This window comes from Cellulomonas timonensis, from assembly GCF_900046455.1.
GTDB lineage: Bacteria > Actinomycetota > Actinomycetes > Actinomycetales > Cellulomonadaceae > Cellulomonas_A > Cellulomonas_A timonensis.
Genome location: NZ_FCOT01000010.1, coordinates 347102 through 368929, shown reverse-complemented (window position 1 = coordinate 368929; position 21828 = coordinate 347102). Strand labels below are relative to the sequence as shown.

General features: G+C 72.4%; 16 protein-coding genes and 1 pseudogene. 14 read left to right on the top strand and 3 right to left on the bottom strand.

Annotated features, from left to right (window positions below; all coding sequences use genetic code 11):
- Window positions 1-223 precede the first annotated feature (223 nt).
- The 6 genes from BN3788_RS05330 (at window position 224) to BN3788_RS05305 (ending at window position 9151) form a co-directional block, all read left to right on the top strand.
- Window positions 224-1201: a nucleoside-diphosphate kinase gene (locus BN3788_RS05330; RefSeq protein WP_066582755.1), complete on the top strand. Its 978-nt coding sequence runs from the start codon at window positions 224-226 to the stop codon at window positions 1199-1201.
- Window positions 1202-1283: 82 nt separating this feature from the next.
- Window positions 1284-3188 carry an asparagine synthase (glutamine-hydrolyzing) gene (asnB, locus tag BN3788_RS05325; RefSeq protein WP_082812596.1) on the top strand — a complete coding sequence of 635 codons (1905 nt, stop codon included), beginning with the start codon at window positions 1284-1286 and terminating at the stop codon, window positions 3186-3188.
- 65 nt (window positions 3189-3253) lie between these two features.
- Window positions 3254-4261: a TauD/TfdA family dioxygenase gene (locus tag BN3788_RS05320; RefSeq protein ID WP_159066854.1), complete on the top strand. Its 1008-nt coding sequence runs from the start codon at window positions 3254-3256 to the stop codon at window positions 4259-4261.
- Window positions 4258-7209, top strand: coding sequence for a non-ribosomal peptide synthetase (locus BN3788_RS05315; protein WP_147525058.1), 2952 nt, complete (start codon window positions 4258-4260; stop codon window positions 7207-7209). Before BN3788_RS05320 ends, BN3788_RS05315 begins: the two co-directional genes overlap by 4 nt.
- A 13-nt stretch (window positions 7210-7222) precedes the next feature.
- Window positions 7223-7972 (top strand): LysE family translocator, encoded by a 750-nt coding sequence (locus BN3788_RS05310; protein ID WP_147525057.1) that lies wholly within the window; start codon window positions 7223-7225, stop codon window positions 7970-7972.
- 12 nt (window positions 7973-7984) lie between these two features.
- Window positions 7985-9151, top strand: coding sequence for a GNAT family N-acetyltransferase (locus tag BN3788_RS05305; protein ID WP_066582750.1), 1167 nt, complete (start codon window positions 7985-7987; stop codon window positions 9149-9151).
- Window positions 9152-9167: 16 nt separating this feature from the next.
- Here the strand turns inward: BN3788_RS05305 and BN3788_RS05300 are convergent, their stop codons facing one another.
- Window positions 9168-9917, bottom strand: coding sequence for a class I SAM-dependent methyltransferase (locus BN3788_RS05300; protein ID WP_066582749.1), 750 nt, complete (start codon window positions 9915-9917; stop codon window positions 9168-9170).
- Between the two features lie 165 nt (window positions 9918-10082).
- Between BN3788_RS05300 and BN3788_RS19695 the strand changes: the two genes are divergently transcribed.
- From BN3788_RS19695 to BN3788_RS05275, 5 genes and pseudogenes are all read left to right on the top strand, one after another.
- Complete coding sequence (locus BN3788_RS19695) at window positions 10083-11489, top strand: NAD(P)/FAD-dependent oxidoreductase (RefSeq protein WP_066582748.1); 1407 nt, start codon at window positions 10083-10085, stop codon at window positions 11487-11489.
- Window positions 11378-11779, top strand: a complete 402-nt coding sequence (locus BN3788_RS05290; protein ID WP_234346495.1) for an ATP-binding cassette domain-containing protein — start codon at window positions 11378-11380, stop codon at window positions 11777-11779. Before BN3788_RS19695 ends, BN3788_RS05290 begins: the two co-directional genes overlap by 112 nt.
- A gap of 501 nt (window positions 11780-12280) precedes the next feature.
- Window positions 12281-13114 (top strand): annotated as a pseudogene (locus BN3788_RS05285) (amidophosphoribosyltransferase); the annotation flags it as partial.
- 184 nt (window positions 13115-13298) lie between these two features.
- Complete coding sequence (locus tag BN3788_RS05280; RefSeq protein WP_066582746.1) at window positions 13299-13616, top strand: type B 50S ribosomal protein L31; 318 nt, start codon at window positions 13299-13301, stop codon at window positions 13614-13616.
- A 168-nt stretch (window positions 13617-13784) separates the two neighbouring features.
- Window positions 13785-14735 (top strand): phosphodiesterase, encoded by a 951-nt coding sequence (locus BN3788_RS05275; RefSeq protein WP_066582745.1) that lies wholly within the window; start codon window positions 13785-13787, stop codon window positions 14733-14735.
- Here the strand turns inward: BN3788_RS05275 and BN3788_RS05270 are convergent.
- Both BN3788_RS05270 and BN3788_RS05265 read right to left on the bottom strand, forming a co-directional pair.
- Window positions 14722-16164 carry a stealth family protein gene (locus BN3788_RS05270; RefSeq protein ID WP_390619767.1) on the bottom strand — a complete coding sequence of 481 codons (1443 nt, stop codon included), beginning with the start codon at window positions 16162-16164 and terminating at the stop codon, window positions 14722-14724. The genes BN3788_RS05275 and BN3788_RS05270 overlap by 14 nt on opposite strands.
- Before the next feature lie 364 nt (window positions 16165-16528).
- Window positions 16529-16801, bottom strand: coding sequence for a DUF2277 domain-containing protein (locus BN3788_RS05265; protein WP_066582744.1), 273 nt, complete (start codon window positions 16799-16801; stop codon window positions 16529-16531).
- A 122-nt stretch (window positions 16802-16923) separates the two neighbouring features.
- Here BN3788_RS05265 and BN3788_RS05260 point away from each other — a divergent pair, with 122 nt between their 5' ends.
- The 3 genes from BN3788_RS05260 to BN3788_RS05250 all read left to right on the top strand — a co-directional run bounded on the left by BN3788_RS05260 (window position 16924) and on the right by BN3788_RS05250 (window position 21813).
- Window positions 16924-17424: a GyrI-like domain-containing protein gene (locus BN3788_RS05260; RefSeq protein WP_066582743.1), complete on the top strand. Its 501-nt coding sequence runs from the start codon at window positions 16924-16926 to the stop codon at window positions 17422-17424.
- Between the two features lie 91 nt (window positions 17425-17515).
- Window positions 17516-20617 (top strand): 3-phosphoshikimate 1-carboxyvinyltransferase, encoded by a 3102-nt coding sequence (gene aroA / locus BN3788_RS19965; RefSeq protein ID WP_066582742.1) that lies wholly within the window; start codon window positions 17516-17518, stop codon window positions 20615-20617.
- A complete protein-coding gene (locus BN3788_RS05250; protein WP_199824737.1) occupies window positions 20614-21813 on the top strand; it encodes an acyl-CoA dehydrogenase family protein in 1200 nt (399 codons plus the stop codon). Before aroA ends, BN3788_RS05250 begins: the two co-directional genes overlap by 4 nt.
- Window positions 21814-21828: the final 15 nt, after the last annotated feature.

Genomic DNA, 21828 nt, shown 5'->3' with positions numbered 1-21828 from the left:
GTGCCGGATGTGCCGTGAGCCAGCCCGCCCCGCGGCGGCAACCAGGTGGCTGCGCGCCGTGATCATCGCGAACCGTGGAGCGGCTGCGCAACCCCCTGCCCACCTCGTTGACGCCTCCGCGGGCCGCGGTAGCCTGGCCGCTGGCGTGAGCTGGCCAGGCGCCGAATCGCACGGTGCGACGCCTTCCGGCCGATGGTCGGGTCCGGCACGAGGAAGGACGTCAGTGGCACGGGAGCTGATCGACGAGCTGGCCGACGGGGCCTGGCGCCTATTCACCGACGACGCCGAGAAGTGGCAGCTGTACTCCGAGGACGAGCATGTGGCGGCCGGTCTGGCCCGCGCCCGACCGCGCGAGGCCGCCGGCCTCGCCGCACTGCTGCGCGACCACGCCGTGCTGGTGCTCCAGCCCGATTGCGTGGCCGGTGGACTCGCGCAGCGGGCTCTGAGCATCGTCCGGCGGGAGGGATTCGAACCAGTCCACTGGCGCCGGGTGCGGATCGATCCTCCGGTGACGGCCGCGATCTGGCACTACCAGTCCAGTTCCTCGACCCCGGCGAGTCTCGAGCTGGCTGACGCGATCTGCTCGCGCGACGACTCGATCGTCGTTCTGTTGCGCGATGTGTCCGCGGTGCGGGAGGGGCCCGCGAGCCTGCGCCTCACCGCGCTCAAAGGACCGTCGGACACCACCCGTCGTCAGCCGCACCAGCTCCGGGCCACGCTCGGGTCCCCCACGAAGCTCGTGGTCCTGGTCCACACGTCCGACGAGCCTTTGGACATGGTGCGTGAGCTGGCGATCCTCGTGCCGGAGGCCCTGGCGGACTTCTACGCGGCGATGGGTGCTGCGGCGTCGCCCGCGACGCGGTCCGCGCTGGAGGAGGCCGTCGCCGAGCTCGAGGCGCGAGCGTTGGCCCACGACCTCGATCTGGAGGCCTCGTCCGCGCGACTGAGGTCCGAGCTCGTCCGGCGCGTCGAGGACAGCGACGTCCCGGGCGGCATGGGAGCGACGGCCGGGGACCTCCTGGAGCGGCTCGACCGCGCCCGCGCAGGCGCCGAGCCCCTGGACTGGCACATCTTCGCCCGCGGCCTCGAAGAGCTCGGTGCGGACCCCCTGTCCTGGGATGCGTTGGTCGTCGCGACGGATCTGGTCGAGCACGACCTCCCCGGTGTGGAACGCCTGCTCGCCGGCGGCAGAAGGCCGTAGGAGGACAGGCCGGGCCTGATCCGCATCAGGGAGACCGAGCGCAGGCGCTGAGTGTCTCGTCGCATGGGGCGAACCGTCTCAGATCAGGACAACTCATGCCGTATGCTCACGCGGGTGCCGACGCCTGGGGGAAGCGCCAACGGTCCGATCGCAGGGCGCGGAGCCACCCTGTGGCAACGAGCCTGGGGGTGGCTCCCGCCGGAGACGGCGATTCGGCACTTCCTCGTCGCGTCCGTCGTCGCGGCCTCCGGCACCGGGCTCTTCCTCACCGGCTCGGCACTGTTCTTCACACCAACCCGTCAGCGGCGCCGATCCGCAGGTCGCCGTCGTGTTCAACGGGGAGATCTACAACCACCACGAGATCCGACGCCGCATGCTCGTCGCGGGCAGGCCGGTCCACGGCCGCGGGGACGCCGCGGTGCTCCCGGCGATGTACGCGCACCACGGCACAGCGATGTTCGCGCACCTCGACGGCATGTTCGCGATTGCCCTCCTCGACGCCCGGAACCGGCGGCTCGTCCTCGCCACGGACCGGGCCGGGAAGAAGCCGCTGTTCTACGGCACGACGCCCGACGGCGTCTTCGTGTTCGCCTCCGAGCTCTCGGCGCTCGCGCAGCACCACGATCTCGACCTCACGATCGACCCCGACGCGGTCGATGAGTACCTCAGCCACCGCGTGGTGCCCGCACCCCGCACGGTCTACCGCTCGGTGCGCAAGCTCCCCCCGGCGTCGATCCTGGTGCTCGACGACAACGGGATCCGGACCAGCACGTACTGGGATGTGCGCGACCACGGGCTCGACCCAGTCGTCAGGTGGGACGACGCGGTGGACACGATCGACCGCCTGCTGCGCGCCGCGGTCGAGCGCCGCCTCGAATCGGAGGCGGACGTGCCGCTCGGGGCGATGCTCAGCGGTGGGCTCGACTCGAGCCTGGTCGTGGCGATGGCCGCCCGGATGCGTCCAGAACCGCTGGACACGTTCTCGATCGGGTTCGCGGAGGCGGCGTTCGACGAGTCCGAGCACGCGCGCGCGGTGTCCCAATTCTGCGGTACACGGCATCACGCGGTCGCCGTGCAGCCGGACGACGCCCTGGCCGACGCGGACGCGGTCCTCGCGCACATGGGCGAGCCCTACGCGTTCCCGTCGGCGATCGCGAGCCGGAGGATGTACCAGCTCGCCGCGCGCGAGGTCACGGTCGTCCTGACGGGCGACGGCGCCGACGAGATCTTCGGTGGCTACCGGCGCTACGACGTGCTGCGGGCGCTCCCTGAGGTCGACCCGGCGGACCGCCACCGCGTCGACTTCGAGGCGCTCCAGGCGGGGGACGACCTGGCCACCCGCTACGCGAGCGTGCTGGTCGACGGCGTGCGTCCCGCGCTCAAGGAGCACCTGTACGCGCCGGCGTTCCGGTCTCGGGTCACCGAGACCGACCCGGCGGTGCACCTGCGGCGCCGGCTCGGACGCACCGACCCGAGCCGCTCCGACCTCGAGCGGGCGCTGCAGCTGGACTTCCGGTTCTGGCTGCCGGACGCGCAGCTGGTCAAGATCGACCGGATGTCGATGGCCAGCTCTGTCGAGGCCCGCAGCCCCATGCTCGACCACCGGCTCGTCGAGTACGTCAGCACCCTGGGCCCCGGCCTCCGGCTGGTCCCGGGGAACGAGAAGGCCCTGCTCAAGGCGGTCGCCGAGCGCTACCTGCCCGCCAGTGTGGTGCACCGGCGCAAGCAGGAGCTCGCCGTCCCGCTCGAGTCCTGGCTCACGCGCCTCCTACGTGACCGGATCACGTCCGCGCTGCTCGCCGAGGAGTCGCTCGGACGCGGCTACTTCGATCCCGACAGGCTCCGGTCGTTCGTCCAAGCCTTCCGCCCCGCCGACGCGTACGCCCTGTGGACGCTCTACATGCTCGAGCGCTGGCACACCAGCAGCGCCCGACCTGACGCCGCGCTCACCGCGGCGCAGCCCGTGACGACGAGAGGATCGGTATGACTTCCCCAACACCCAGCTTCCGGAGCCTGCGCCCGCGATCGGTCCCGACCGGTGCGGCTGACGTGGTGACCGCACAGATCGACGGCGCGGCCCACCCGCTCGTCGTGCGCCCAACGACCGACATCGATCTCGGCGCGTGGGCTGAGGAGAACGTGGCGCGGATCGAGGCGATGCTCGCGGAGCACGGCTCGTTGCTGTTCCGTGGTTTCCTGGTCGCCCCGGAGACCGGCTTCCCGCGGTTCGGCGCGACGGTCGGCGGCGGCGGGCTCGAATACACCCAGCGCTCGACGCGCCGCACCAAGGAGCGCGAGGGCGTCTACACCTCCACCGAGCACCCGTCGGCGCTGTCGATCGAGCTGCACAGCGAGAACGCGTTCCAGTACCGGTGGCCCACCCGGATCATGTTCCACTCCGTGATCGTCGCTGAGACCGGGGGCGCCACGCCGATCGCCCGGACCGACGACGTCTTCGACGCGATCGACTCGGACGTGCGCGACGAGTTCGTGCGGCGCGGCCTGCGCTACGTGCGCAACTTCGGCGCTGGGCTCGAGCTGACCTGGCAGGAGGCGTTCCAGACGGATGACCGGGCGGACGTCGAGGCGGACTGCCAGCGTGACGGCCTGACATGGGAGTGGCGCGAAGGCGACCGGCTCCGCACGGAGCACGTGCTGCCGGCCGTCGTGCAGCACCCCGCGCTCGGGCGCCCGGTGTGGTTCAACCAGGCCCACCTGTTCCACGTGACGAACCTTGACCCGCAGATCCGGGCCGCGATGCTCGAGGCGATGCCCGAGCACGACCTGCCCCGCCACGCGTACTTCGGGGACGGCGGTGCGATCGCCGACGACATGATGGCGGAGGTCCGGCGCGCGTACGACGCCGCGCGGGTGCGGTTCCCGTGGGAGAAGGACGACGTGATGCTGCTCGACAACCTCCGGGTGTGCCACGCGCGCGATCCGTTCACCGGCACGCGCAAGGTGCTCGTGTCGATGGCGCGGGCGTCGCACTTCCACGAGGTGGCCGTTCCTGGGGCGTTCGAGATGGCCGTCCCGGCGGCTGGCGGGGCCCTCCGATGAGCGTGACGGACCAGGCCGCAGCGCTCCAGCACGGCGAGCGCCGTGGCCTCGGGCGCTCGCGTCTGCGGCTGCCGCTGCCGTCGGGGACAACCCGTGAGGCCGCGCAGGCGGCCTTGGCGACCATCGTCGCGCGGCACGAGGCGCTGCGCACGAGCACGGAGCGGCGCCTGTCGCGGGTCGTCCACCACGTGTACGACGACGCGCCGCTCGTGTGGGCCGTCGACGCCGCGAGCGACACGGCCCGGGCCGTGTCGACGGTGGCTCGCCTCGAGGTGACGCTCGCGTCGTCCGCAGGGGTCACGGAGATCGAGCTGAGCGCGCCGGACGACCTGGTCGACCTCGGCGGGCTCGTCGTGCTCGCGGACGACCTTGTCGAGATCCTCACCGGGAGAACGCTCGACGAGCCGGTGCAGGCGGGGCAGTACGCCGCGGGGCGGCTGGACGTCGTCTCGGACGCCGAGGGCGACCAACTCCCGCGGCCGTCGCGGGCCGCGCGGGGGGGGAGGGCGGACGCCGACGAGCCGGTGCAGACGGCGGATGCGCTCGTCGGCCCTGGGCAGTGGTCGGCCATCACCACGCGGGCGGCCACCGCCGGGGTGGACGTCCACGCGTTCCTGCTCGCGGCCTGGGAGACGGTCCGCGCACGAGCTCGGGACGCCCTGCCCGCGACCGCCGTGCTCGTGGACCACCGGACCGTGTACCCCGACTTGGCGTCGACGGTCGGGGTGCTCTCGCGCCTACTGCCACTGCCGCGTGTCCTCGAGGCCGACGAGGTGACCAGCGAGGTGCTCGCGTCCGTCGTGAGGGCCCACGCCGAGCTCGTGGCCGTGGCGGACTCGTTCCGGTGGTCGCGCCAGAGCGTGGGCACATTCGCGGCCGACAGCCGACGTCCGCAAGGGCCCGTGACGTTCGCGGCGTTGCCGGTGCGGACCGCGCACGTCCGGGACCACGTGGTCCTCTCAGACGACAGCCACGACGACCGGATCGGCGTCCATGTGCTGCACGACGCGTCCGGGGCCCGTGCGGTGGTGACCACACGCGACGCCGATGGCCCCGCTGACGAGCTCGTCGCCATCCTCGTCGCGGTCCTCGGTCAGATCGGCACGGATCCCGCCGTGCTGCTGGCCGATCTGCCCCTGGGTGGCGCCGCGCCGGCGACCGCGGGCATTCCCAGCGGGGCGCCGGAGGCTCCCGGCGCGACCCTGGTGCACCTGGTGGCCGAGCAGGCTGCCCGCACCCCCGCCGCCCCGGCGGTCAGCGACGCCCGACGGACCGTGACCTACGCGGAGCTCACGCGGTCTGCAGCCGCTGTCGCCGCTGCGATCCTGGCCGCGGCCGGTGAGGACGCGGTGGTGGGCATCTCCTCCGAGCGTGACGTCGACCTCGTCGCCGCGGTGCTCGGCGTCTGGGCGGCAGGCGCGGCGTACGTCCCGCTTGACCCGCAGTGGCCGGTCGAGCGTCGTCGCACGGTCCTCGCGGACGCCGGCGCCGTCCTCCTCCTCGCCGCCGACAGTGCGCAGGACCTGGGCGTGCCGACGCTCGCGGTCTCAGACGTCGTCAAGGAGCCGGCGGGCCCGCTCGAGCCGCGGGCGCAACCCGATGGCGTCGCGTATGTGCTGTACACCTCCGGCACGACAGGGCGGCCCAAGGGTGTCGTCGTCGAGCACCGGTCCGTCGTGAACCTCGTGCGGGCCCATCGCGCGCGGATCTACGGTCCGGCGACCGTGGGCCGGGACGAGCCTCTCGTGGGCACGCTCACGCCGTCGCTGGTGTTCGACGGCTCGGTCGAGCGGCTCGGGCTCCTCGCCGCGGGTCACCACCTCGTCGTCGTCGACGAGGACACTCGCCGGGACCCGCCCGCGTATGTGCGGCTGTGCCGCCGAGCGGGGGTCGACGTCATCGATGTCACGCCGACATTCCTCACCCTCCTGCTCGCCGCGGGCCTGCTGGACGCGGACGCGCACCGGCCCGGGGTGGTCCTCGTGGGTGGCGAGGCAGTGAACGATGGGCTGTGGTGCACCCTCGCGGCGTCGCCGGTCCGCGCTTTCAACGTCTACGGCCCGACGGAGGTCACGGTGAACGCGACGGCCGTCGAGGTCACCGGCACGCGCCCGACGCTGGGCCCCCCGCTCGACGGTGTCACAGTGACGGTCCGCGACGACGCCGGCCGGATCGTGCTGCCTGGGGTCGCGGGCGAGATCTGGGTCGGGGGCGCCGGTGTGGCACGCGGGTACCTCGGTGACCCGACGCTCACGGCCGCACGGTTCGTCGAGACAGCCGACCAGGGACGCGTCTACCGCACGGGCGACCTCGGGCGGCTGCGTGGCGACGGGTCGCTCGACTTCCTCGGGCGGGATGACGGACAGGTCAAGGTGCGCGGCGTGCGGGTCGAGACCGGCGAGGTCGAGTCCGTGTTGCGTCGCGAGGACGGTGTGGTCGACGCCGTGGTCCGGCTGCTCGGCGAGGGGCCCGACGCCCGCCTCGTTGGCTGGGTCCTGGTGCCGGACGGTGGCGACGGCGCCAGGCGGGACGTCGCGGCCCGCGCGCGCGACCGGGTGGCCACGGTGCTCCCGCCCGCGAACGTCCCTGCGCAGGTGCTCGCCGTCCCGCTCTGGCCGACCACGGTCGGCGGCAAGGTCGACGTCGCCGCGCTCCCGGTCGAGGCGGAGCAGGCGGCGCCCGTGGACCCCCCGGCGGACGACACCGAGCGCGCCGTCGCCCGGGTCTGGTCCGAGCTCCTCGGAACCGAGTCGTTCGGGATGGAGCAGAGCTTCTTCGACGTCGGGGGCCACTCCCTCGTCGTCCTGTCGATGCTCCAGGGGATCGAGGAGGAGCTCGGGGTCGCCCTGCCGCTCACGGTGATCTTCACGGCGGCGACCGTCCGAGACCTCGCCCGGGCCGTCGACGCGCGCCGGAGCAGCGCGACCATCCCGACGGGCGCGCGCTGAGGTGGGCCCGGGGGTGTTCGTCCCGGAGATCGGGGTGGTCGGGGCCTTCGTCCTGGCCAGCCTCGCGCTGAACCTCACCCCCGGGCTCGACATGACCTATGTCGTCGGCGCCACGTTGCGGTGGCGTACGCGTGCGGGTGTGTGCGCCGCGCTCGGGATCGCCCTCGGCTCGCTGTGCCACGTGGTCCTCGCCGCGGCTGGGCTGTCCGCCCTCGTCGCGGCGTCGCCCGTGTTGATGAACGTCGTCACGTTCGCGGGCGCTGCCTATCTCGTGTGGTCCGGCGTCGCGATGATCCGGGACACGAGCGCGCTCCCGGTCGCCGAACCCGCGACGGCGGGCGGGACGCCGCATTATGCCGACCACCCGCGCGACGACGCTTCGCCCGGCGCAGCCCTGCCCGACGGGTCGGCGTCCTCGGGCGCGATGGCCGCGACCGACGAGCGGCCGGGCCTCCTGACCGTCACGGCGCGCGGAGCCCTGGTCAACCTGCTCAACGTCAAGGTCGTCGTGTTCTACCTGTCGTTCATCCCGCAGTTCGTCCGGGCGCAGGACGGCCCGACATGGCAGCAGGTCGCCTTCTTCGGCGTGTTGTTCAACGTGCTGGGCACGAGCGTCCTCGTCGCGGTCGCACTGCTCACCGGACTGGCCTCCCGCAGCGTCCTGAGCAGTCCCCGGGCGCTTCTCCGGGCGCGCCTCGTGTGTGGCGTGACCCTCATCGTCATGGCGTTCGTGCTGAGCGTCTCTCGCCTGTTCGCCCACTGATCGAGGAGACCCATGGACATCACGACCGCCCGCGACCTCGGCTTCGCGCCGGCGACCGTTGACGACGTGCACTGGGACGCGCTGACCCAGGACGCGTTCTACTCGAGCGCCCGCTGGGTCCGCTACTGCGCCGGGGCCGCGGCTGGCCGCACCGGTCTGCTGCTCGCGGGCGAGCCGTCCCGGCCGCGCGCGGGCGCCGTGGTCACCGAGGTCGAGTCGGCTGCGGCCGGACTCTACGACTGGAACACCCTCCTCGCGGAGCGCGGGCTGCCGGCGCTCCCAGGCCACGGCGCGATGATCGGCGTGCTGCAGGGCTACCAGGGCCGGCTCGTGTCCGCACCGGCCTCGGGGCCCGAGGACGTCGCAATGCTCGTCGACCAGCTGCGCGAGGCGGCGGCCGTCGTCGGCGAAGCCTCGGGCGGCGGCGCGTCGCAGGCCGCCACGGTGGGCATGTACCTCGACACCGACGGTGTGCGCCGTGCTCTCGCCGCCGGCGTCGACGGGATCCCAGTCCTGCTCGAGCTCGACGCGTCGATCGACGTGTGCGGGGGCTGGGACGCGTGGCTCGGCACGCTGACGTCCAAACGACGCGTGGCGGTGCGCGGCGAACGGCGACGGTTCCGCGAGGCGGGGTACGTCGTCGAGGACTCGACGCTCGCGGAGCGGGTCGCGGTGCTCGGCCCGCTCGCGCGCGCGACCGGGGGCAAGTACGGAACGGTGCAGGACGTCGAGTCCTACGAGTCCCTGCTGCGCGCGCACATCGAGGGGATGGGAGCGGAGGCCCGTGTGCTGACGTGCGCACGCGACGGCGTCGTGACCGGCTTCTGCCTCTACTACCGGTGGAACGGCACGGTGCACCTGCGCTGGGCGGGGTTCGACTACGACCGGCTGGCGCCCGGCGCGGCGGAGTACTTCAACCTTGTCTATTACGAGTTGATCGAGCGCTCCGCCGTGTCCGGTGACCGTCGGCTGCACGCCGGGATCAAGGCGAGCGAGGCGAAAGCACTCCGCGGCGCCCGTTTGCAACCGTCTTGGCTGCTCGACTTCGGTGCTGAGCGGGTCCTGGCGGGCGCGGCTGCGGACGCGCGTGCGCACAACGCCGCGGCGCTCGCCCGTGCGCTCGCGAACCCGCGCACGGCCGGGGCTATCGACCCCGAGGAGTGGTCGGGCTTCTGCTGACAGCGCGGACGCGTCGTCAGCCGCGACCGCGCGTTCCCTCGGGCTGGCGGTGTCGGTAGACGCTCACGCAGCGCCGGCTCGCTGTGGTGAACGGCTCGTCCGCGTAGCCACCCGTGCGCGCGTGCAGGACCAGCCCGGCGTCGGTGGCGAGGCCATCGAGCTGTGCCGGGAGCAGGTATCGCTCGACCCAGCGGGTTCGCTCGGCGTCCCCGCCCTGGACCCGGATCGCCGTGACGTCCACCGTCTGCAGATCCGCGTCGTGCTCGTAGACCTCGATGTCGCACGCCGCGTCCGTGAGCACCCGCACCCGCACCCCACGGTCCCAGCGCACGCGGCGTGCCAGTCCGGGGTGGTAAGCCTCGACGACCAGGGTCCCACCAGGTCGGAGCAGCTCGGCCGCGCGCCTGAACAGGGTCGCCTGCTCCGCCCGGGAGCCTGCGTAGACGAGCGTGTGGTAGACGCAGTAGACGAGCATGAAGGCGCCCGTCACCCCGGCGAGGGTCATGTCCCCGAGGCGTGGTTCGACGTCCGCTCCCGGCTGCTGGGCCAGCTTGCGCGCGAGCACGTCGAGCATGCCCCGTGACGGGTCGACCCCCACGACGGCGAGCCCCGACAGCGCCAGCGGGATGGCGACCCGCCCGGTGCCGACCCCCACCTCGAGCACCGGCCCCGTTCCCGCGTGCGCCCGCAGGAAGGCGAACTCGGCCGCGTCGTGGGCCCGCGTTCCCCAGAGCTCGTCGTACCGCTCAGCGATGGCGTCGTACACGTCGATTGCCGGCTTCCCTCCGCCGTCACGGTTACCCGCCGCCTCGCGCGGCCACGCTCTCACAGTATGGTCACAAACCGCCCGAAGGGGTCAAATGTCGATACGCTCACCGCGCTCCACGGCCCGAGGCCAAGACCACCGTCGTTCGTCTTCACCTGGGGAGCCATGTCGCACACCACGGATGTCGCGATCGTCGGCGCCGGCATGTTCGGCTCGGCTGCCGCGAGGCACCTGACCGACGCGGGCGTCGACGTCACAGTGATCGGCCCGAGCGGTCCCGACGACGCGTCCACCCGCCCCGAGCACGCGTTCGGGGCCCACCACGACGAGGCACGGATCGTCCGCCGGCTCGGCTGGGACGCCGTGTGGGGCTCGCTCGACGCCCGCTCGCAGGAGAGGTTCGCGAGCATCGAGGAGCGCAGCGGTCTGCCGTTCTTCGAGGACTGCGGCTCGCTCGTGCTGATGGCGCGGTCCATCAGCCACCGCACCGAGAAGATCCTCGCCCAGTGCGCGGCCGACGGCATCGCCGTGGAGCGCCTCGACGAGGACGACCTCGCGCGACGGTTCCCGGCACTCGGCGCCGTGCCGATAGCGGGCGGCGTCGAGGGGCTCTACGAGAACCGCGGCGCCGGCTACTTGAACCCCAGGCTCCTGGTGCGGGCGCAGCTCGCCCTGGCTGCTGGCGGCGGCGCGCGCCACGTGCGAGCCGCGGTGACCGACGTACGCCCGGCCGGGTCCGGGGGCTGGGTGCTCGACGTGCGCGGCGACGGCGTCGACGAGACGGTCAACGCGCAGCGGCTGCTGGTCGCGACCGGTGCGTTCACCAACGTCGCGGGCGTGCTCCCTGGGGGACGCCGGCTCGCGCTGCACGCGTTCACCGAGCCGAACCTGCTCTACGAGCTCGGCGAGGAGCAGCTCGGCGCGCTGCGCACCCTGCCGACTGTCGTCACGGTCGACCCGGAAGACGTCGGCGAGGCAAACCTCTCGCTCTACTTGTTGCCGCCCGTGCGCTACCCCGACGGTCGCTGGTACATGCGCATCGGCCCCGGCATGCAGCCCGTCGTGGACGAGCTGACCCGGCTTGGGGACATGGTCGAGTGGTATGCCGCGCAGACCCTCACGCCTCGCCAGGAGATCTTCCTGAGCGAGATGATGCAGATGCTTGTGCCGGACCTCAAGCCGCCGTCCGTGCGCTCGGCCTGTTGCATCATCGAGAAGACCCCTTCGCGCTATCCGTACATCGGGCACGTTGACGACGAGACGCTGACGGTCGCTGTCGGGGGAAACGGGCACGGCGCTCGCGGGTCCGACGAGATCGGCCGTCTCGCGGCCACGGTCGTGCTCGGGCAGCCGTGGGACGGCGCGGTGCCCGCCGACACGTTCCGTCCCCGCATCGCGTCGGACCAGATGGGCGGTGACCCCAAGTGCTCGCGGCGCTCCGCCGTGCCCGCGCGGAGTCGGTGCTCGACCGTCTCGACGACGGGCTCGACTCACAACTGGGCACGACGCACACCGATGGGGCGCAGCTCTCGGGCGGCCAGTGGCAGAAGCTCGCGCTCGGCCGCGCGATGATGCGCGAGGCTCCGCTGCTGTTGATCCTCGACGAGCCGACATCGGCACTGGACGCGCAGGCCGAGCACGAGCTGTTCGACAGGTACGCGTCGAACGCGCAGCGGGTGGGCCGGCTGACGGGTGCTGTCACGTTGCTCGTGTCCCACCGCTTCTCGACAGTCCAGATGGCCGACCTGATCCTCGTGGTCGCCGACAGCCGGGTCGTTGAGGCGGGGTCCCATCGCGAGCTCATGGAGAGGGACGGCCTGTACGCGGACCTCTTCCAGCTCCAGGCTGCGGCGTACCGCTGAGCCGGGTGGACGACACCGAGGCCGACGCCCGGGCGGTCCAGTCCGCGCACGCCGTTGTGCTCGCGACGAGTGAGGTCCTGTGCCGCTTCGACGCACCGGGCCGGATGCTGACGCGCGAGGAGCGTGCGAGGGCGGCCCGCTTCGTCCACGCTTCCGATGCTGACGACTTCGTGGCGGCGCACGTCCTTGCCAGGGCGTGCGTCGCCGCGGTGCTCGGTGGGCGCCCCGAGGACCAGATCGTGCGGCAGCAGTGCGCTGTCTGTGGCGGCCCGCACGGCCGCCCATGGGTTGAGGGCGCCGAGACGACGCACCTGAGCTGGTCGCATGCCCGCGGGGTGGTCGCCGCGGTGGTCAGTGGTGGGCGGTGCGGGATCGACGTCGAGACGACGGGTGGACGGGGACCGTCCAGCACACCGCCGGTGTCCGCCATGACGGGTCCAGAGCGATGTGCCGTCGAGTCGGCCGAACGTCCCTATGACGCCTTCCTGACGCTGTGGCTAGGTCGAGCCGGGGGAGCTTGTCGCGATCGACGCCGAGGGGCTGCGCAGCACGCGGTTCGCGGAGATCGACCGGGCCGGGTGCGCGTTCGAGTACGTGTATCTCGCACGGCCCGACACGTCGATCGCCGGGCGCTCGATGCACGCCGCCCGCGTCGCGATGGGCCGTCGGCTCGCACAGGAGCACCCCGTCGAAGCGGACCTTGTCATCCCGGTCCCCGAGTCGGGGACGCCGGCCGCGGTCGGGTACGCCGCCGAGTCGGGAATCCGCTTCGGGCAGGGCCTGACGAAGAACGCCTACGTCGGGCGCACGTTCATCCAGCCGTCGCAGACGCTGCGCCAGCTGGGTATCAGGCTCAAGCTCAACCCGCTCAAGGAGGTCATCCGCGGCCAGCGCCTGGTGGTCGTCGATGACACGATCGTGCGCGGAAACACCCAGCGCGCCCTGGTGCGGATGCTGCGCGAGGCCGGCGCCGCAGAGGTGCACATCCGGATCAGCGCGCCTCCGGTGAAGTGGCCGTGCTTCTACGGGATCGACTTCGCGTCCCGCGCCGAGCTCATCGCGAACGGCCTCACGGTCGAGGAGATCGGGGCCTCGCTCGGTGCCGACTCGCTCGGCTACCTCTCCGCGGAAGGGATGATCGAGGCGACAGAGCAGCCAGCGTCGCAGCTGTGCACTGCGTGCTTCAGCGGCAGGTATCCCATCGAGCTGCCGCCCGCCCACCGGCTCGGCAAGCACCTGCTCGAGCAGGATGAGCTGCCGCTCGGAGCGCCTGAGGACGGCCTCGCGACCCTCCTGTACGGCGTCGGCGGCGCGACCGCCCTGGACCACCCCTGAGCCGACCGGAGTGCTGCGTAGTCGGCTGACGCGGTGGTCAGTCCTCGGCGCCTTCGGGGGCCCGTGGAGTCGCTCGTTGGTCATCGACGTCGGGCCGCGGGGGCGCGCTGCGTCTCAGGCGGAGGCCTCGACATTCCTGGCGCGCCAGGCTGCGCGCGCCGGCCTACCGGCACATGCTGGAGGCATGAAGAAGGACATCCACCCCGACTACCACCCGGTCGTCTTCCGTGACGTGTCTGGCGAGTTCGCCTTCCTGACGCGGTCCACGGCGACGCCGTCCAAGACCATCGTCTGGGAGGACGGCAACACCTACCCAGTGGTCGACATCGAGATCTCGAGCGCCACGCACCCGTTCTACACAGGGCAGTCGCGCGTGGTCGACACCGCCGGCCGCGTGGAGAAGTTCCGGCAGCGTTACGGCAACCGCGGCGGCCAGGCTCCCGAGAAGAAGGCGCCGCCCGAGCAGCCCGCGCCCGAGGCAGCGGACTCCGACGAGGCCTGAGAGTCAGGCCGGACACGCGAGCCCGGACACGCGAGCCGGCGGAGACGCCGCGCACCGCTGTGTCCGGACGCTCCCGGATCGACGCCTCACCGTCGCCTAGTGGTCACCGGGTGTTGGGTGGGCAGTGGTGAGATCGAACGCACGACCGGGATCCCAGGACGGGGAACGATGAGCCACCGCGTAGCAGAGCACCCTCGACCGCATCATGTGCTCTGGCACCTGAGCGACACACACCTGGTCGGCGGTGGCCCGTTGTACGGGGCTGTCGACGCGACGGCGCGGCTGCGGCAGGTGCTGGCCGAGGCCGAGACGTCGGGCATCCGGCCGGACGCGATCGTCGTCACCGGTGATCTGGCCGACAAGGGCGAGCCCGATGCCTACGCGATGCTGCGCGCCCTCGTGGAGCCTGTCGCCGAGCGGCTGGGCGCGCTCGTCGTGTGGGCGATGGGCAACCACGACGACAGGGCGGAGGTCCGCCGCGCGCTGCTGGACGAGCCCCCGTCAGACGGCCCCGTCGATCGCGTCGACGACGTGGACGGGCTGCGCATCGTCACCCTCGACACCACGGTCCCGGGCCACCACCACGGGGAGATGGCCCCAGCCCAGCTCGAGTGGCTCGCCGGCGTGCTGGCCGAGCCGGCCCCGCACGGCACCGTCCTCGCGCTGCACCACCCGCCGGTGCCGAGCGTGCTGGACCTCGCGGTGCTCGTCGAGCTGCGCGACCAGCACCGCCTGGCCGACGCGCTGCGCGGCACCGACGTGCGCACGGTGCTCGCGGGGCACCTGCACTACTCGACGACAGCGATGTTCGCGGGCATCCCCGTGTCGGTGGCCTCAGCCACCTGCTACACGCAGGACCTCAACGTGGCGGCGGGCGGCGGCCTGCGGGGGCGCGACGGCGCGCAGGGCTTCAACCTGGTCCACGTGTACGACGACACGATCGTGCACTCGGTGGTCCCCCTCGGCACGGGCCTGACGGTGGGGGAGCCGGTGACGCCCGAGGAGGCGGCCCGGCGCCTGGCCGCCGCCGGCGTGGTGATCCCGGAGCCGCTCCGTGAGCGGCGCGACGCGGGAGCGGAGGACCGCTCCCGCGTGTGGGCGACCGTCAGGCAGGGCTGACGGGACCGCCCTCAGCCGCCTTCTCCCACGGCGCCGCGATCGGGTAATACTGCTCGAGGAACTCGGTCACGGCGCGGGTGCGCAAGTCCGCGTCGATCTCGGGGAAGCTGCCGTCGTTGAGGCAGAAGAAGTCCATCTCCCGCGAGGCCAGCAGCGACGTCATGTCCGCGAGCCCGGCCCGCGACGTGGTGTCGACGTACTTCACGCGGGCGTTCTCCTGCGCCACGGCGCGGCCCATGAGCAGCGCGTAGTAGTGGTACAGCGAGTTCGTCACGGAGATGTTCGAGCTCGCCCGGAACGGGCTGGCCGCGGTGGCGGCGAACTCGTCGGGGAACTCGGCCTCCAACTCGGCCATGACGCTGCGGCGCAGCGGAGTCGCGGCGTGCTCAAGGTGGCGGGTGGTGACGCGGCCGAAGCGCTCGTTCAGCAGACGCCGGTTCACGCGGGCAGCGTTCTCGAACCCGCTGCGCACCTCGTTGTTCTCACCCAACCCGATGCGGGTGCTGGCCTCGATGAACTTGGTGATCCCGCCCGGGGAGAAGAACATCGCCGGGCTCACCGCGCGGCCGAAGAACATGTCGTCATTCGAGTACAAGAAGTGCTCGGCGAGGCCGGGGATGTGGTGCAGCTGCGACTCGACGGCCTGCGAGTTGTGCGTGGGCAGCACCGAGGTGTCGGTGAAGAACTCCTCGCTGCGCACGAACGTCACGCCCGGGTGGTCGGCCAGCCACGCCGGCTTGGGGGAGTCGCTCGCGACGAAGATGCGGCGCACCCACGGGGCGAACATGTGCACCGAGCGCAGCGCGTAACGCAGCTCGTCGATCTGCCGGAACCGGGCCTCGGAGTCGTCGCCCTCGCCCACCACGTAGCTCTGCATGCGCGCGGCGCGGGCCTTCTGCCAGTCGCTGTCGGCGCCGTCCACCCAGGAGAACACCAGGTCGATGTCGAAGCTGATGTCCGCGGCGTGCTCGGCGAACATGTTCTCGATGGTGGTCCACGTCCGCCCGTAGCGCTCGACCTCGCCGCGCACCGCCTCGCTGCGGTGGATGGCGCGGCGGGTCAGCGAGTTCTCGATCGGCAGCACGATGTCCTCGTCGCCGAACGCCCACAGCTCGATCTGCACGCCGGTGGCGGCCCCGTAGCGCAGCCCGCCGTTGAGGCACACCCGTGGCCGGTACAGCCGGAACGCCCGGGCTTTCGACGTGGTGGACAGGGCGCCGTCGGCCACCAGCAGAGTCGGCGCCTTGGCATCGAGGGGCTTGACGTAGAACGGCTCGTCCGCGCACGCGCTGGCGAGCGCCGCGCGCAGGGCCTTGCGCTGTGCGCGGTCCACGGCGATCACTGGGCGCTCGTCGTTGCCGCGCACCAGCAGGCAGTCGATGCCGGCCTGGTCGAGGGCGTCGCGCACGAACAGCAGGTCCTCGACCATCGCCTCGTGGGGCGTCAGGCCGGTGTTGACCAGGCAGTAGCGGCCCTTGAGCAGGACGACGTCGTCGCGCTCGCGGAGTCGCGCGCGGGAGGCGGCGGTGACGGGCAGCGCGGGCTCGACTGCAGTCTCAGGGGGTGCGAGGTACACCTCGCGCGGGGCGGGAACGGTGACGATGGCGAGTCCGATGGTCGATGGGGGGAGGAGGCGCCACGAGCGAAGTCATCAGATCCCATCGGATCGACCACTCCGATGAGGCAGGCTGAGCGTACCTGTCGGCAGACCCCGCGCAACCCCACGTCGACAGCGCCGTTCCCTCGTCGACGACAGCCCCCGTCACCTGTCGGACGAGGCCCTCAGACGCGGCTCACGCAGGCGCGAACCGCTGCGCGCTGCGCGCCTTCGCCTTGGCCGCCTCGACCTCGCGGTCCTTCGGTGGCGCCGACGTCACCAGGTCGTCCAGCAGGTGCTGGGTGATGTGCGCGATCTCGGCCACGGCGTGGTCGAAGGCGGCGCGGTTCGCCTGCGACGGGTGGGTGGAGCCGCTGACCTTGCGCACGAACTGCAGGGCCGCGGCGTGCACCTCGTCATCCGAGGCGGCGGGCTCGAAGTTGTGGAGGGTTCGGATGTTCCGGCACATCCTTCGAGGCTAGAAGTCGTCGGCCCCGAAGGGAACAGCAGCGCAGCGCAGGACGGGGTGGGCCTCCCGGCCTAATGTCGGGATTGACCCACGCCCGTGGGCGCCGTCTCCGAGGAGTCGACATGCCGCAGCCCAGCATCCAGCAGCGCGACGCCCAGCCCTACCTGGGCATCCGCGAGTCGATCACCATGTCCTCCTTCGACAAGGTCGTGGAGCGGCTCGACCAGCTCGCGATCTGGATGGCGGCGGCCGGAGTCGAGGCGTCGGGGCCGCAGTTCATCCGCTACCACGTCATCGACATGGACCGCGAGCTGCTCGTGGAAGCGGGCGCCCCCGTCGCTGAGCCCGTGGAGGGGGAGGGCGACGTGGTCGCCGGGGTGCTGCCCGCGGGGAGTTATGCGACGGTCACCCACACCGGCCACCCGGACGAGCTGATCGCCGTCACGGGCGACCTGCTGGCCTGGGCGGAGCGCGCCGGGCTCGACTTCGACAGGTGGGATGACCCACGGGGCGACGCGTGGGCCTGCCGGGTCGAGTCCTACCTGACCGACCCGGACGACGAGCCCGACATGACCAAGTGGGAGACCACGTTGTTCTTCCGCCTGGCCGATCCTCCGCGCTGACCTCACGGCATGCCCCATGGTGGTGGCCGCCCTCGCCCACTAGCGTCGTGGACAAAGCGGACATTGCTGACGGCACAGGGGGCGCTCAGGCATGTATCTGTCAGTTCTCGGCACGCATCAACCCATCGGCGGCGCCGTGCAGGTGCCCAACTCGAAGTACCACGCGCATCGGGCGCTGATCCTCGCGTCGCTGGCGCCGGGAACCAGCCGCATCACGGGCCTCACCGACGCCCGCCACGTCCAGTACACGGTGGCGATGCTGCGCCAGCTCGGCATCCGCATCGACGTCCAGGACGGCACGTACGTGGTCCACGGCGGCCCATACCGTCCGCGCCGCGACGTGGTCACGGCGGGCAGCTCCGGCACCACGCTGTACTTCATGGCCGGCCTGGCCGCGCTGGGCGACCGGGATGTCACGGTCACCGGGCAGAAGTACTTCCAGCGCCGCCCGATCGGCCCGCTGCTCGCCGCGCTGCGCCAGATGGGCCTCGACGTGGCCTCCGCCGACGACTGCCCGCCCATCCGGGTGCGCGCTGCCCGGCCCCGCGGCGGCGAGGTGCACATCGCCGGCACCCTCTCGCAGTGGATCTCGGGGCTGCTGCTGCTGGCGCCGTTCGCGTCGTCCGCCACCACGGTGGTCGTGGACGGGCCGCTCAACGAGCGCTCCTACCTGCAGCTCACCGTCGAGATGATGAAGCAGTTCGGGCTGCACGTGCAGGTGTCCGACGACTGGCGCCGCTTCGAGGTGGAGCCCGACCAGCAGGCCGTGGCCACCGACCTGCGGATGCCGCCGGACATCGGATCGGCGGCGTTCGGGCTGGCTGCCGGGGCCCTGCACCCCTCCGACATCGTGCTGCACGGGCTCCGGTCAACCAGTTCGGCGCGGTCCGACCATCCCGAGGCGCACCTGCTGGACATCGCCACGGCGATGGGCGTGCCGATGGCCTACGACCCGCAGGTCGACGCGGTGCGGGTGCGGCATGACGGCGCGCGGCTGCGCCCGGCTGACATCGACTGCCGCAGCGTGCCGGACATGCTGCCCGTCCTGTCGGTGCTGGCCTGCTTCGCCGACGGTGAGAGCGTCTTCCGCAACGTCGAGCATGTGCGGCTCAAGGAGTCGGACCGGGTCGCCGCGATGCTGCAGCTCAACAGCATGGGCGCGGATGTGCGGATCGAGGGCGCCGAGCTGCGGGTGCGCGGGGTGCCCGGCCTCAGCGGCGCGGACCTGTCGTCCTTCAACGACCACCGGGTGCTGATGTCGCTGGCCGTGGCGGCCTCCGCGGCCGAGGGGCGCAGCACCCTCACCTACCCGCACGCCTACCGGATCTCCTACCCGGAGTACCTGGAGTCGATGACGACCTTCGGGCTGGACATGCGGGTGGACGACGGCCGGCTCCGGCGCCGGGCGCCCCACCACCCGGCAGTCCGCACAGCCCGCGCGGCCCGGCCGCACACCATCGCCGGGCCGGGGATCGACGCGGCGTCGCAGGCCACCGGCGACCAGTGGGTGCGGCGGTGGGCGGCCGAGCGGCCCAACGAGACGGCGGTGGTGGACGCGCGCGACAACGCCACCGGGCATCTGACCTGGGCGCAGCTCGACGCCGAAGCGGATCGCGCGGCCGCCGCGCTGGTGGGCCTGGGGGTGCGGCGGGGGGACCGGGTGGCCTTCCAGCTGCCGAACTGGCGGGAGTTCGTGGTGCTGTCGACGGCCGTGCTGCGCGTCGGCGCGGTGGTGGCCCCGATCATGCCGATCTTCCGCGAGCGCGAGGTCGCGTTCGCCCTGCACAGGTCGCGCGCGCGGGTGATGGTCGTGCCGGAGGAGTTCCGGGGCCGGCGCCACGCGGAGGAGCTCGACGGCATCCTGCGCGCCGGCACGGGCCGGGACCCGGGGTACGGGCTGTTCCTGGAGCACGTGCTCGTGATCGGCGAGGTCCCGGAGCGCTGTCGGCCCGGCGCCGAGCCAGGGGGCGGGGATGCCGCCGCGCCCGACGAGCCGGGTCGCACGCCCCGCTGGCACAGCTGGGCCGAGACGATGGCCGGGGCGGACGTGCGGCGCGACGTGCTCGACGAGCGGGCCCCACGCCCCGACGACGCCGCGCAGCTGCTGTTCACCTCCGGCACCACCGGCGAGCCGAAGGGCGTGCTGCACCGGCACCAGACCCTCAGCCGCGCGGCGGCGATGGAGGTCGCGCATCTGGGCCTGTCCAGCGACGACGCGATCTTCATCCCCTCGCCGCTCGCCCACCAGACGGGCTTCCTCTACGGGATGTGGTTGTCCTTCGTGCTGGGCGCCCCGCAGATCCTGCAGCCCGTGTGGGACCCGGTGCGCGCGCTGCGGCTGCTGGGCGGCTGGAAGGGCACGTTCGCGCAGGCCGCGACGCCGTTCCTCACCGACCTGGTCAAGGCGGTGGAGGCCGGGGAGCCCGCGCCCGCGAGCCTGCGGATCTTCGTGAACACCGGCGCCGCGGCGCCCCGGCACCTGGCCGAGCGCGCCACCCGCGTGCTGGGCGCCGCGGTGTGCGGGGCGTTCGGCACCACCGAGACGTGCCTGGGCAGCCTGGCCGCGCCGCAGGACGACCCGGCGCTGGTCTGGGGCACCGACGGGCGGCTGCTGGACGGGGTGCGGGCCCGCATCGTCAGCGACGACGGCCACCTCATCCCGGCGGGCGGGGAGGGCAACTTCGAGCTGCACAGCCCCACGATGTTCGACGGCTACCTGGACCGCCCCGACCTCACCAAGGAGGCGCTCACCGAGGACGGCTGGTACCGCACCGGCGACCTGGCCACCCTCGACGACGCGGGGTTCCTGCGGATCACCGGCCGGGTCCGGGACGTGGTGAACCGGGGCGGGGAGAAGATCCCCGTCGCCGAGATCGAGCAGCTCCTGTACCGGCATCCCGGCGTCGACGACGTGGCCATCGCCGCGATGCCCGACCCGCGCCTGGGCGAGCGGGCCTGCGCGTTCGTGGTCCCCACCGCTGGGGCGACCCTCACCCTGGCCGACCTCACCGCCTACCTGGACGGCCACCAGGTGTCCAAGCACTACTGGCCGGAGCGGCTCGAGGTGCTGGAGAGCCTGCCGCGCAACGCCGTGGGCAAGGTGCAGAAGTTCCTCCTGCGGGACCTCGCCCTGCAGTTCACCACCACATCCCACGCAGCCCGACCCGCCGACACCCCAGGGAGCACCTCGTGAGCATTGCCGCCATCACAGCCGACGGCCGGGGCAGCAGCATCCCCGACCAGGAGTTCGACCAACTCCTCGCCGAGGTCACCGCCTGGGTCGAGGGCCCGGGGGAGGCCTGGGCGGAGCGCATCGAGGCCGACGGCGACGTGCCCGACACGCTGTGGGACGAGCTGGTGGGCCTCGGCTACCTCGCGCTCGCGGCGCCACGCGACCTGGGCGGGCGCGGCGTGAGCTTCGTGCAGTGGATGGGGCTGATGGAGGTGTTCTCCCGGTCGCACGCGTCGGTGCGGATGATCGTGCACGTGGTCAACGGGACGTGGCGGGCCATGAACCCCTACGCCGACGAGCGCCAGCGCGAGCTGTTCATCAAGCCCGCGATCGCCGGGAAGCTCACCGTCGCGTTCACGCTGACCGAGCCCGGCAACGGCACGGGCGCGGACATCACCTCCACGGTGCGCCGCGAGGGGGACGTGTACCGGCTGACCGGGCGCAAGCACCTCATCACCTTCGGGGTGCGGTGCGACTACTGGCTGCTGTTCGCCCGGCTGGCCGGCAGCAGCGGCAAGGAGGGCACCGTCGCCCTGCTGGTGGACCGCCAGACCCCCGGTGTCGTCGTGGAGGACAGCTCGCAGACCATGGGCGTGCGCGGCACCGACCACGCCACCCTCCTGTTCGAGGACGCGCCCGTGCCGGTGTCCCAGCGGCTCGGCGCGGAGGGGGAGGGCCTCGCGGTGGCGCTTGGCGGGTTCCTCACCCCCAGCCGCATCTCCGTGGCGATGAGCTGTGTGGGCCTCGCGCAGCGCGCGCAGCAGCTCGCCGTCGCCTACGCCACCGAGCGGGTCACCTTCGGCAAGCCGTTGGCGTCCCGGCAGGCCATCGCCTTCCAGCTCGCTGAGAACGCGGCGGACATCGAGGCCGCGAAGGCCCTGACCCTCACCGCCGCGCGCGCCTGGCAGGACGGCGACGACCGTGCGCCCGCGCTGTCGTCGATGGCCAAGCTCACCGCCGTGGACATGCTCACCCGCGTCACCGACAAGGCCCTGCAGGTGCACGGCGGCATCGGCTACTGGAAGTCGATGCCCATCGAGCGGGTGTACCGCGACGCCCGCGCGCAGCGGTTCGAGGAGGGCACCAACGAGATCCAGAAGACGGTCATCGCCCGGGACCTGCTGCGACGCGCGGGACTCGGCGGCGGCCAGGGCTGAGCGTCGATGCTCACC